Genomic DNA, 13,092 nt, shown 5'->3' on the forward strand with positions numbered 1-13,092 from the left:
AAAATCCTGTTTGGTGGCGATAGCGGAGGGGTTCCACACGTACCCATCCCGAACACGACCGTTAAGCCCTCCAGCGCCGATGGTACTTGGACCGCAGGGTCCTGGGAGAGTAGGACGCCGCCAAGCAAAGAACCACTGTCGATGACGACGGTGGTTTTTTTATTTTTACAGCGATAAATTACTTGAAAAAGAAGCATTCTATGTCATAGATGATGTGAGTCCAGCAAAACAGATTCTCCAAAAATATCGTGCCATTACTGGATTAAAATAGGATATGTCCGCATGTCAGATACACTTGTTTTTCTAGTGCAATACACTCTTTCATAGCAGGTTACTTTTCCTTGACAGTCCAAATGGGCCTTTGCTAAGATGGCAATAATATATTTTCAGAAAACGGTCAAAAGTTCTCAAATGGGGCTGATTTTCGGATCTTTAAGGCTATATAAATAAAGGAGGAACATCCTGGTGTGGGAAGATAAGTTCGGTAAAGAAGGTTTAACGTTTGATGATGTATTGTTAGTACCTCGTAAATCTGAGGTTTTGCCTAAACAAGTAGATGTATCAGTTCGTCTGAGCGAGAATATCAAGCTTAACATTCCACTGATTAGTGCTGCAATGGATACAGTTACAGAGGCGCCTTTGGCTATTGCCATCGCAAGAGAAGGCGGTATTGGTATTATTCATAAAAATATGACAGCTGAGCAGCAAGCAGAGGAAGTGGATCGAGTTAAGCGTTCCGAAAGTGGTGTCATCACGAATCCTTTTTCTTTGACTAGAGATCATTTGGTTTCCGATGCCGAACGAGTTATGGCCAAATTCCGTATTTCTGGTGTACCTATCGTCGATGATCAACAAAAGCTTGTTGGTATCCTTACTAACCGTGATTTGCGTTTCATCCATGATTACAACATCAAAATTTCCGAAGTGATGACAAGCGAGAACTTGGTTACTGCACCGGTGGGTACAACTTTGGAGCAAGCTGAAGAGATCCTTCAAAAGCATAAGATAGAGAAGCTTCCTTTGGTTGACGAAACAAACACACTCAAAGGTCTTATTACGATTAAAGATATTGAAAAAGCAATTCAATTCCCTCACGCGGCTAAAGATGCACAAGGACGTCTTGTGGTTGGTGCAGCGGTTGGTATCTCACAAGATCTGTATGAGCGTACAGAAGCTCTGGTTAAAGCCGGAGTGGACTTGATCTCCATTGACTCAGCACATGGACACAGTAAAAATATCATCGATGCAGTTCGCAAACTGCGCAGTCTATATCCGGAACTGACGATAATTGCAGGTAACGTTGCAACAGGTGAAGCGACTCATGAGCTCATTGAAGCGGGCGCATCTGTAGTTAAGGTCGGCATCGGTCCTGGTTCGATCTGTACGACGCGTGTCGTAGCGGGTATTGGTGTACCTCAAGTTACTGCAATTTACGATTGTGCTTCTGTTGCACGGGAATACAACGTTCCTATCATTGCTGACGGAGGAATTAAATACTCCGGAGAAATTACGAAGGCCCTTGCTGCTGGCGCACATGCCGTTATGCTGGGAAGCTTGTTCGCGGGTACTGAAGAAAGCCCTGGTGAGTTCGAAATCTACCAAGGCCGCCGCTTCAAAGGATACCGTGGTATGGGCTCGATCAGTGCAATGAAAAAAGGCAGTGCAGATCGTTACTTCCAAGATAATGATCAGAGCAAGAAGCTTGTGCCCGAAGGAATTGAGGGTCGAGTTGCTTACAAAGGTCCACTAAGCGACACCGTTCATCAGCTTATGGGCGGACTTCGTGCAGGTATGGGTTATTGCGGAACGCAAACCATCGATCAGCTGCGTAACGACACTCAATTTATTCGTATTACGAATGCAGGCTTGCGTGAGAGTCATCCGCATGACGTGCAAATTACGAAGGAAGCGCCAAACTACGCTTTGTAGAATATGATTTTCTCTATTCTGATGATTCCTTAATCATATAGAATCTCATGATTACAGACAGGCAGGTTGAAATTAACCTGACCTGTCTTTTTTTGCACAATATCGTGTGTTAAAATGAAACAGTGCTTATTCCGCTAATGAATAACTGTGAGACACTTATTTGAAATGGTTTCAACAGTGTTTTGAATCTGCCAACAATACGCTGCTGTAATCCTTTAATTCGGGGTGATACGGCATAGATTATAGATTCTTAATATCTCGGCACGAATGAATTCATGCATACGCAGTAAACACGATTTTATCATTAGGTTATTACACAACATTGATTGAGAAATTTAGAGGAGGATTTATTCCATTGAAGAAATACAAACATTCATCAGAGCATTCCACTAAAGGAAAGAAGGCGAAAATTAAGAAACGGATCGCTACGGTTATGGTCGTGAACATGCTCTCTATGGCAGTTCTTCCTGCAGCTGTGTTTGGGGCTTCCATTCCTGTTGCTTCGGCAACGACGACAAATACAGATACTGCGGCGACAACAGCTAAAGTTCCATCTCCAGACACCCTCAATTTAAACGTAAGATCTGCCGTATTGATTGAACCAACCACGGGTGAGGTGCTCTTGTCCATTAATGCGGACGAGGCTTATGCGCCGGCAAGTATGACCAAGATGATGACGGAGTATATTGTTGCTGATAAGGTCAAAAAAGGTGAGCTTTCCTGGGATACTGAAGTAACGGTGCAAAAAAATGCAGCCAGCAGTGTTGGCTCTCGGATTTATCTCGCTGAAGGGGATACTCATTCGGTAGAAGAGCTTTACATAGCGATGGCTGTAGGATCTGCCAATGATGCAACTGTGGCACTTGCAGAATATGTCGCTGGTTCGGAGCAAGAGTTTGTTAAGATGATGAATGAAGAAGCTAAGCGGATGGGATTAACCAAAACACATTTCATCAATTCGACAGGTCTTGACCGTGCGGATATGCCTGAGGAATTCCGGCCTGAGGAAGATCGGGAAACTTTAATGTCTGCCATGGATGCAGCAATATTGGCGAAGTATATCATTACAGATCACCCGGATTTTGCAAATTATACAGCGATTCCCTCCTACAAATTCCGTGAGACGGATGCGGATCCAATGGTCAACTGGAACTGGATGCTTGAAGCGAACAAGGGTGTCACCAATTTCAAACAATTCGCTTACGAAGGCTTGGATGGACTAAAGACGGGTCATACGAAAAGCGCAGGCAATTGTTTTGCAGGTACGGCTGAACGAGATGGTATGCGCCTGATTAGTGTCGTTATGGGTGCCGAAACAAATGCCAGTCGATTTACAGAAACGAAGAAGGTACTCGATTACGGCTTTGAGAATTTTGAAGTCAAGCAGGTAGTAGCTGCCAAAAGTGCCGTTCCAGGGGCAGAGACAGCTCCAGTTGTAAAAGGTAAGGAGACAGAAGCGCCCGTTGTAACTGAACAGGCTGTCAACTTCCTTGTGCCTAAAGGGACAGAGAATCCGACACCAACTTTTGAGACAAGCTTTGAAGGAGAAGGACTCACTGCGCCTGTAGAAGCCGGAACCAAAGCAGGTACCATTACGTACACTTACAAAATCGAGGGAATGGCAAGTGAACAGGTACAGACGGTGAACCTCGTAACCTCAGAGCCTGTAGACAAAGCCGGCTGGTTCAGCCTGATGTTCCGCGCGATTGGAGATTTCTTCGGGGATATGTTCGACAGTATCAAAAATTTGTTCTGAGTGACGAGCTCGAAAGCCAATTAAAATCGTATACACCGGAAATAATGACAACTAGGCAGGTCTTCAGAACTTGATCTATTCTAGGCTCCTGCTTATACCCAGGTGATCATCGGATAGAACGTCAAATCCAGTAAAATTGTTGTATAATAAGGATGTATACGGTAAAATATCAAGTTAGAATTCTATTTTATGGTCGATAAATATAATATGTTTTTCTAAGGATACAAACCTTATTTATAGGGACCTGAGTGGAAGAATTGTTGTATATTATGGGGGGCGTAAAGGATATGGAAACAGGAACATCTCGTGTTAAAAGAGGCATGGCAGAAATGCAAAAAGGCGGCGTCATCATGGACGTCATGAACGCAGAGCAGGCAAAAATTGCGGAAGCATCAGGTGCAACTGCGGTTATGGCTCTTGAGCGGGTACCTTCTGATATTCGTGCGGCCGGTGGTGTGGCCCGCATGGCTGATCCAACAATCGTTGAAGAGGTTATGAAGGTTGTCTCTATTCCGGTTATGGCTAAGGCGCGTATCGGTCATTACGTTGAAGCGAAAGTACTGGAGTCCCTGGGTGTGGACTATCTTGATGAGAGTGAAGTGCTTACGCCTGCGGATGAAGTGTTCCATATTGATAAGCATGAGTTTACTGTACCATTTGTTTGTGGAGCAAAGGATCTGGGTGAGGCTCTAAGACGTATCGGTGAAGGGGCGTCCATGATTCGTACAAAAGGCGAGCCGGGAACAGGTAACATTGTTGAAGCCGTTCGTCATATGCGTTTCATCAACAGCCAAATTCGCAAAGTACAGAACATGTCAAAGGATGAGCTGTATGCGGAAGCGAAGAATCTGGGCGTGACTTATGAGCTTCTGCGTGAAGTGCATGAGAATGGCAAGCTTCCTGTCGTCAACTTTGCAGCTGGCGGTGTAGCGACTCCAGCAGATGCAGCACTGATGATGCACTTGGGGGCGGATGGCGTGTTCGTAGGATCCGGTATCTTCAAATCGGACAACCCTGAGAAATTCGCTCGTGCAATCGTTGAAGCAACTACTCATTATACCGATTATAAATTGATTGCCGAAGTTTCCAAGAACTTAGGAGCCCCTATGAAAGGGATTGAAATTTCCAAATTGACTGCAGCAGAACGCATGTCCGATCGCGGTTGGTAAGAGAGAAGGGAACCGAGTTGAAGATTGGTGTATTGGCTCTACAGGGTGCAGTAGCTGAACATATTCGAAGCATAGAGCTTGCTGGTGGTGTTGGCATCTCTGTTAAGAAAGTGGAGCAATTAAACGAAATAGACGGTTTGATTATTCCAGGTGGAGAGAGTACAACCATCGGTAAGCTGATGAGAAAGTATAACTTCATTGATGCAATTCGGCAATTTTCAGCTGCTGGCAAGCCCATATTTGGCACTTGTGCTGGTTTGATTGTGCTGGCTGATCGTATTGCCGGCGGTGAAGAAGCGCATCTCGGACTAATGAACATGACGGTTTCGAGAAATGCTTTTGGCCGTCAGCGTGAAAGCTTTGAGACCGATTTGCAGATGGTTGGTATCGAAGAGACGGTGCGTGCGGTGTTTATTCGTGCCCCGCTCATTCAATCGATTGGAGACGAGGTTACGGTTCTATCTACGTACCAAGACGAAATTGTGACAGCCCGTCAAGGGCATTTGCTCGCATGTTCCTTCCATCCGGAGCTCACTGATGACTATCGATTACATCAGTACTTTGTGCAGATGGTGGAGAGCAGCCTCTAAACTTTGAGATTAATGTACTTATAACGATCTTGCCCTGGTAAGGCACGGAATCTTCTCCCATAGGCTTACTTAAGCTTTGCGGGAGAAGCTTTTCCTATTTTTCAGGCAAGGTTGTTTTTGTAGGAGGGATTATTCGTGTTAGATGTTAAAATATTGCGAAATGACTTCGGTCAAGTAGAACAGGCACTCCAGAACCGAGGCAAATCAGTGGAGCTTATTGCGGATTTCCCCAAGTTGGATATGCGTCGCCGCGAATTGCTGCAAGAGGTAGAACTACTAAAGAATCGCAGGAATACGGTATCTGGTGAAGTGGCCAAGCGCAAGAAGAATAAAGAGGATGCAGAAGAGCTGATTCTGGAAATGCGTGAAGTTTCGGATCGTATTAAGCAAATGGATGAAGAGATCCGTACGCTTGAATCCGATATCAATGAATTGACGATGGCGATCCCTAACCTGCCTCATGAGAGTGTTCCAGTGGGTGCTTCTGAGGATGACAATGTAGAGGTTCGCCGCTGGTCTGAAGCAAGAGAGTTCAGCTTCGCTCCAAAAGCGCACTGGGATGTAGCTGGGGAGCTCGGAATACTTGATTTTGAAGCTGCTGCTAAAGTTACAGGCTCTAGATTTACTTTTTATAAAGGTCTAGGTGCACGTCTTGAGCGAGCATTGATTAACTTCATGATGGATCTCCATAGTAATGATCATGGTTATGAAGAGATTCTGCCGCCGATGATTGTTAATCAGGACAGCCTGTATGGTACAGGACAGCTGCCTAAATTCGAAGAGGATCTGTTCAAGATCAAGGATACCGAGTACTACTTGATTCCAACTGCAGAAGTACCGGTAACGAACTATCACCGTGAGGAGATCATCCCTGCAGAAGAACTGCCTCAGAAATTTGTGGCTTATAGCTCCTGCTTCCGTTCTGAAGCCGGATCGGCAGGGCGTGATACAAGAGGTTTGATTAGACAGCACCAATTCAACAAAGTAGAGATGCTGAAATTCTCGCTGCCTGAGAACTCTTATGAAGAGCTCGAAGAGATGACTCGCAACGCAGAACGTGTTCTGCAGCTTCTGGAGCTTCCTTACCGGGTTATGGCGCTGTGTACGGCAGATATGGGCTTTACGTCAGCGAAGACGTATGACCTTGAAGTATGGCTTCCTGAGAGTGGGATGTACAGAGAGATATCTTCTTGCTCCAATTGTGAAGATTTCCAGGCTAGACGGGCGAATATTCGTTTCCGTAGAGAAGCCAAGGCCAAACCTGAATTTTTGCACACGCTGAATGGATCTGGATTAGCGGTAGGCAGAACGGTAGCCGCAATACTGGAGAATTATCAGCAGGAAGATGGTAGTGTCATCATTCCAAAAGTACTCGTTCCTTATATGGGCGGAGTAGAAAAGATCACTTCTAAGAAGTAGCGCTCTATTTAGATGTGCTCATATGGATGAGCACCCGCAACGAGCAGACAGTTCATGAAGTAAGATCAGGATTCAGCAGAAGCTGATGAAAAATTAAAAAATAACTTGCAATGATGTACAAGCTGTGATAAAATAATTTTTGTTACGCGTTATATTAAGTGTTAACGCCAAATAAGCATTATTTTATCCTGGAGAGGTACCGAAGCGGTCATAACGGGGCGGTCTTGAAAACCGTTAGGGGGCAACTCCACATGGGTTCGAATCCCATCCTCTCCGCCATACATAGCATAATCAAGCCATTCTCTATTATAGAGATGGCTTTTTTGTTTACATGGTTTTATGACACTGGGCAATGCATAAAAAGCGGCTGTATTTCGCATTTTATAAGGTGTGGAGGTGCTAATATAAATGAGCCAAAGTTTTGATATCGATCAAAATCAGCTTGTTCATGCCTGGCAAGAAAGACTGCCTGTTATACTGAATCAGGGAGATCAAGCTCAGGTGCATGCCGACGAGGCAGATCAACAAGCCATTCGTATTCATATTGATGCAGCAGGACGTCAATTGTACTCTTTTGATTTTCGCTGTGCTTATGTGGACAACCGTGAAGTGAAGGTAGATCTCATTGATGTAGAAAAAGACGGGCTTCATATTGATGAACGCACCGATGCAATACAGCAGATGACGGAAGATTACACTCGTCATATCCATGAATGTGCCCAAGCGGTACAGCAATTAACCAATCCTTAGGAGGAATTCATGAATGGGTAAGCCAAGAGCAGTTCCTGTCCCTGAAGCACAGGCTTCGCAAGGAGTCAAAGAAAAGCGTGATCATGCATCGGGTCCCGCGCCGTTGTCAGGCTCCAAGAAGGTAAAGAACCGCAATCATGTGGACCATAACAATCCGGAAGGTTAGTTGATAACGACTTGTGTGTGATGGGTAAATGCATTTTTGTGAAAAGGCCATGCTCCTATAGCAGAGGCTTTTTTATTTTGCATACTAATGAAAATCCGCGTCATGGCAAGAAAAATCGTTTCAATTTCCAATATGAAAACGCTTATAAAAAAGTGTCGAAAAAAGACGAAATTAATTAAATTTGATTTTTATAAATCTATAGCACCAAAAATGACCAAAAGTGTTTATACTTATGAGATAATGGTTTATTATGTTATGGTGTGATTTATGAAGATGGTTGCTTTGCTTTGGAAAGGGGAAAAACAAAAAATGAAAAAAGGATTCACGAAAGGCTTGTTTGCACTAATGCTGTCTATAGTGTTAATTCTAGCAGGCTGTGGAAGCAAGCAAGAACCGAAAGAGGCGGTACAAACTGCGGCGACAAAAGCGGCAGAAATGACCTCTTACGCAATGACGAGCAAAGTGAAAATTGATAACCTAAGCTTTAGCTCTGCAGAAAATTCCGAAGACATGGCAATGTTTATGTCCATGCTGAAGGATGCAGAGCTTACGGTTGACGGAGTGTTTCAAAATGATCCGATGCAGGCGGAGTTTACGCTAGGCATTGCAATCAAGGGCGATATGGAGATGACTTATAACATCCCAATGGTTATGACTACGGAGAAGGTGTTCGTTAAGGTACCGAACATTCCTATGCTTCCAATGCCAGAAGCACTGATCGATAAATACATTGAGCTGGATATGAAAAAGCTTGCTGAGGAAGAAGGCGTAGCGTGGACTCCAGGATCAATGGATGTTGCTAAATCGCAAGCGCTGACGAATGAAATTAGCGAGGCAGTCCTTGCAGAATACGACCAGGATACGTATTTCAAGAACCTGGAGGCGGATGCAGTTACACTTCCTGAGGATGTAGAGGCTAAACAGATCGTACAATTTGCGATTACAAATGATAATGTGAAGGAAGCCATTACAATCTTGGTAAACAATGCTCTGCCTAAAGTACTAGATATTATCGCCAAGGATGAATATAAAGAGATGCTACAGCTGACAGATGAGGATATTGCAGGAGCGAAGGAATCTCTTACAGCAACAGATCAAAGCCAAATGGCAGCAGATTTGGAAGAGCTGAAGAATTATTTGACGATCAACACATTCAATGTCAATACCGCGATTAACAAAGATCATATTCCTGTGTACCAAGAAGCCATTGTGGATATCGTTATTAACGATCCAGAAACAGAAGAGGTTATTAACCTTGCGCTGACAGGCACAAATCATTATTCAAAAATTAACGAAACGCCTGAATTCGTAATTGGTATCCCTGCGGGAGATGATGTTGTAACCATGGAAGAGTTTGAAGAAATATTGAATGAGTATTACAGCTACTAATTTCGAAGTGTTGAAATTGCCATCATACACAATGAATAATTCATTGAGGTTTATCGGCGTATAAACAAGAAAACCCGTCATTTTGACGGGTTTTTATGTTTTAAGTGGTGTAGTCAGCAGAGGTATTAATCTTTTCCGTAATTTGGGTTTAACAGTGAATAAATTTGGTGATCCTGCCAGTGGCCGGCGATCAGCAGGTAGCCCCTAGCAATGCCTTCTGCCATAAATCCGTTCTTCTCGAGAACACGGCGAGATGCCTGATTATGAAGAAGAATGGATGCCTGTATACGGTGAAGCCCAAGTGAACGAAAGGCGAATAAGATGATCAGCTTCACCGCTGCGCTCATATAGCCTTTGCCCATATGATCAACATGCGTAAAATAACCTAAATCTGCATATTGAGCCACTCCGCGTGCGATACTGGTCAGACTGACTTGTCCAACCAGCTCGTCGGTATTATCCTCAAAAACCCCAAAATAATAGCCCTGATCCTGATCAGATTCCTGCTGCCTGGATAGGATTCTGTTTCTCAGGGCTTCAATAGTGTAGAACTCATCCCCTCTAATGGGTTCAAAGGGTGCGTGATGCTGCTTGCTGGCCACATACAAGGCTTGTAACGCTTCCGAGTCTTCTATTACGTATGGCCTGATATAGAGGCCGTGTTGTGTATCATGAAGGACCCTATGCACTTGTTATTCTCCCTCCGTGCGTGGTTTGCGGCGAAGTTTTCTAAAGAAGGACGTAAGCATCGCAGCGCATTCCTCCTGTAAGACTCCGCTTGTAATTTCGGTCTGATGGTTAAATCGAGATTCCTGAAGCAGATTCATGAGTGTACCGGCGCAGCCGGCCTTCGGATCGGTTGTTCCATATACAACATGAGGAATTCTAGATTGTACGATGGCACCAGCACACATAGGGCATGGCTCGAGCGTGACATACAATTTGCAATCCAGCAATCTCCATGCCTTCAAGTGCTCGCTTGCTTGTTTAATAGCAATGATCTCAGCATGTGCTGTCGCATCATAATGAATCTCCCTTAGATTGTATCCCCGGCCAATGATCTCATTGTCTTTGACTACGATCGCTCCAATCGGTACCTCGCCGAGTGTCTCTGCCTTCATTGCTTCACTTATGGCTTCTCTCATCCAATATTCATCTGTGTATAAAAAATTTACGTCTTTACTGGTATGGGACTGAAATTCGTTCATTTATGCGGCTCCCGCCTTTCATTACTCCAATTATACAACGAACAGATATTCTATTGTTAACATGATGTGCATAACTTTGTGGATAACTTTGTAGTTGCTAACAAGTTTGTACACATATTATCCAAAGGCCTGTGGATTTGTGCACAAATATGTGTATTGTTTTTCATATCGAGTTTTGGCCTATCTAATTAATTGTAGATTTAACATAGGGATATATCAAACCAATGAAGAGAAGAATTGCTATAAAATACTGCATAGTTACGAATCAGATTCCTTTTCAAATACACCACTAAAAGGTATGATGGTTTTATAAATACATAAAGTCCTAAGAAGGAGTAAATAAAGTCACATTTCGCCAGCATACGAGCCAAGAGGTGAGCTGAAGTCTTGTCCATTAAAATTAAATTATCTTTAGTAATGTCATTCTCGGTACTCATTATACTCGGGCTCAACATTGCTTTAAGCTATTACACAACCCAGGAGAATTTACAGCAGGATAGTGAGAAGCGGGCGGTTTCGGCTGCCAAACAGATTGCACTTGCTGTCGAGCAGAATCAGAATAGCACGAAGTCCATTAAGAAGCAGATCTCCAAAAATATATGGCTGGCTTCCATTATAGCAGCGGATAGACTAGATTCCGATATCAAAAACGTGACGACAGAGCAGCTGGAAGAGCTCAGTGAAGAAATTGGAGTTACAGATATTTCTTTGATGATTCAAACAGAGGACGATATTATCGTAAGTAAATCCTCTGACCCGAATGAGATTGGCTTATCCACCAAGAAAATGACATATTGGTATGAGGCTTTTAAACAGTTGTTTGCCTTTAATCAAGTAACGATTCCTCAGGGAGTCGCTTATGATCACTATTGGTCTGACGGGTTTGAGTATGCCACCTCAGACCCAGATAACATCAATATTTGGGGATATTATCACGACGGAGAACGAAATTACATCATCAACCCTTTTCTGAATGCATCTGAGGTGGAAGACTATGTTGTGTTCTCAAGTCCGGATGGAATGATAGAGAAGGTGAAGGATGTCAATCCTTCAATTCTGTCCATTGCAGGCATTAATCCATCTACTTTCGGACAGCCATCTATGGCACCGGATGGGACCGATGAGCTCAACTATAAATTTGGTACCAGGCCGATTATGTTCGGCGCGTACGATTATGGACAGATCAAGGAAGATAGCACTGCCATTCATAAAGCGATTGAAACCGGAAATAATGTGTCTTATGTAGCGAATGTGGATAATAAAAAAGTATTAAAGAACATGATTCCGATACCGAATCCTGAAGGCGGATCCTACATCATTAGCATTATTACCGATTATCAGGAGATCCAGGGCGTTATTACAGAACAACTGGTTAGTCATATTGCAGTTTCTCTCGTTTTATTGGAGATCGTCATTTTTGGCAGTTATTTATTGGCTTCTGCATATACAAAACCTATCCAAATTGTACTTTCTAAGGTGAATGAAGTGGCAGACGGACACTTCAATATTGGATTGCAGCTGAAACGTCATGATGAGTTCGGTCAACTGTCTAACGGGATTAATGCGATGATTCGCAATCTCGGTCATTACACGAATCGTCTCAAGCAGATGTATGAAGAAAATCGAGCAGTGAAGGAGCATCTTGAATCGGTTATTAACCAGACAGCAGATGCCATTCATATTACAGATGAAGACAGCAATGTCATTCAGGTAAATCGGGCTTTTGAACTATTATATGGCTGGACCAGTCAAGAGATTGTTGGAAGGCCACTTAGTAATGTACCTGATGAATTAATAGTCGAAGAAAAAGAGCGGATGCAGAAGCTTCATGAGGGCCAGACAGTTCCTTATATTGAATCTTACCGTTTAGCCAAAGATGGCAGTAGAATTGAAGTCAGTGTAAGTACTGCACCAATCAGGGATAATGAAGGCGAAATCACTGGATTTATTAGTATTTCTAGAGACATTACAGGTCGCAAGCGGATGGAGGAAGTGCTACGCAGGTCAGAGAAGCTGACGACCGTGGGACAGCTTGCAGCAGGCGTAGCCCATGAAATACGTAATCCTCTGACGACGCTTCGGGGCTTCATTCAGCTGCAGCAGCAGACCAAGAAGCTGAATCCAAGGCATATCGACCTTATGCTGTCAGAGCTGGACCGGATTAATTTGATTGTCGGCGAATTTCTCATATTAGCTAAGCCTCAGGCAGTTAATTTCCAGCAGAAAGACATTCGCTTTATTATGGGAGATGTCATTTCTCTGCTCGACAGCCAGGCTCATATGCATGGTATCGAATTCAACATTGAGGCAGAGGGGACGTCGATCGTGCATTGTGGTGAGAATCAATTAAAGCAGGTATTCATCAACATATTAAAGAACGGGATGGAGGCAATGCCTGATGGCGGAACCATCCATATTACGATCTCCAAGACTCCGGATGAGCAGATCCGAATCCAAATAATAGACCAAGGCATCGGTATTCCGGAGGAGATCATGCACAAGCTTGGGGAGCCGTTCTTTACGAATAAGGAAACAGGGACTGGGCTCGGACTCATGGTCTGTCAGCGACTAATCCAGGCTCATAAAGGTACGATGGAAATTGAAAGTGAAAAAGGTAAAGGGACAACGGTCACGATTCTTTTACCCGAGGTCGTAGATGGTGACACCGATCCTTCTGATGTTGAAATGTAAGCATCCAGATTTTTTAATGTTAGGT

At 43.8% G+C, this 13,092-nt stretch carries 11 protein-coding genes, 1 tRNA gene and 1 rRNA gene; 11 read left to right on the plus strand and 2 right to left on the minus strand.

The features are described 5' to 3' along the window. Positions 1–9: 9 nt before the first annotated feature. From rrf to ACFQ3J_RS26400, 10 genes are all read left to right on the plus strand, one after another. Positions 10–126, plus strand: a 5S ribosomal RNA gene (gene rrf, locus ACFQ3J_RS26355). Positions 127–465: 339 nt separating this feature from the next. Continuing rightward, the gene (gene guaB / locus ACFQ3J_RS26360; protein ID WP_251584867.1) at positions 466–1,929 is read left to right on the plus strand and encodes an IMP dehydrogenase; all 1,464 of its coding nucleotides are present in this window, start codon (positions 466–468) and stop codon (positions 1,927–1,929) included. Between the two features lie 355 nt (positions 1,930–2,284). Next, on the plus strand, positions 2,285–3,685 hold the full coding sequence (locus ACFQ3J_RS26365; RefSeq protein ID WP_251584865.1) for a D-alanyl-D-alanine carboxypeptidase family protein: 1,401 nt from the start codon (positions 2,285–2,287) through the stop codon (positions 3,683–3,685). Positions 3,686–3,972: 287 nt separating this feature from the next. Beyond that, complete coding sequence (gene pdxS / locus ACFQ3J_RS26370; RefSeq protein WP_047914362.1) at positions 3,973–4,854, plus strand: pyridoxal 5'-phosphate synthase lyase subunit PdxS; 882 nt, start codon at positions 3,973–3,975, stop codon at positions 4,852–4,854. A 17-nt stretch (positions 4,855–4,871) separates the two neighbouring features. Next, positions 4,872–5,444, plus strand: a complete 573-nt coding sequence (gene pdxT / locus ACFQ3J_RS26375; RefSeq protein WP_091161846.1) for a pyridoxal 5'-phosphate synthase glutaminase subunit PdxT — start codon at positions 4,872–4,874, stop codon at positions 5,442–5,444. 135 nt (positions 5,445–5,579) lie between these two features. Beyond that, positions 5,580–6,863 carry a serine--tRNA ligase gene (gene serS, locus ACFQ3J_RS26380; RefSeq protein WP_091161844.1) on the plus strand — a complete coding sequence of 428 codons (1,284 nt, stop codon included), beginning with the start codon at positions 5,580–5,582 and terminating at the stop codon, positions 6,861–6,863. Positions 6,864–7,053: 190 nt separating this feature from the next. Further along, positions 7,054–7,142, plus strand: a tRNA-Ser gene (locus ACFQ3J_RS26385). Between the two features lie 129 nt (positions 7,143–7,271). After that, positions 7,272–7,613: a hypothetical protein gene (locus ACFQ3J_RS26390; protein ID WP_091161843.1), complete on the plus strand. Its 342-nt coding sequence runs from the start codon at positions 7,272–7,274 to the stop codon at positions 7,611–7,613. A 13-nt stretch (positions 7,614–7,626) separates the two neighbouring features. After that, the gene (locus tag ACFQ3J_RS26395; protein ID WP_091161841.1) at positions 7,627–7,779 is read left to right on the plus strand and encodes a small acid-soluble spore protein P; all 153 of its coding nucleotides are present in this window, start codon (positions 7,627–7,629) and stop codon (positions 7,777–7,779) included. 309 nt (positions 7,780–8,088) lie between these two features. Next, positions 8,089–9,168: a hypothetical protein gene (locus ACFQ3J_RS26400; RefSeq protein WP_251584863.1), complete on the plus strand. Its 1,080-nt coding sequence runs from the start codon at positions 8,089–8,091 to the stop codon at positions 9,166–9,168. Between the two features lie 125 nt (positions 9,169–9,293). Here ACFQ3J_RS26400 and ACFQ3J_RS26405 read toward each other — a convergent pair whose 3' ends face one another. Further along, a complete protein-coding gene (locus ACFQ3J_RS26405) occupies positions 9,294–9,857 on the minus strand; it encodes a GNAT family N-acetyltransferase (protein ID WP_251584861.1) in 564 nt (187 codons plus the stop codon). A gap of 3 nt (positions 9,858–9,860) precedes the next feature. Beyond that, entirely contained in the window at positions 9,861–10,376 is a 516-nt protein-coding gene (gene tadA / locus ACFQ3J_RS26410) for a tRNA adenosine(34) deaminase TadA (protein WP_251584859.1), read from the minus strand. A gap of 387 nt (positions 10,377–10,763) precedes the next feature. On the opposite strand from tadA, the gene ACFQ3J_RS26415 reads away from it, so the two are divergent. Continuing rightward, positions 10,764–13,067, plus strand: coding sequence for an ATP-binding protein (locus ACFQ3J_RS26415; protein WP_251584857.1), 2,304 nt, complete (start codon positions 10,764–10,766; stop codon positions 13,065–13,067). Positions 13,068–13,092: the final 25 nt, after the last annotated feature.

It is taken from the genome of Paenibacillus provencensis, from assembly GCF_042678545.1.
GTDB classification, from domain to species: domain Bacteria; phylum Bacillota; class Bacilli; order Paenibacillales; family Paenibacillaceae; genus Paenibacillus; species Paenibacillus provencensis.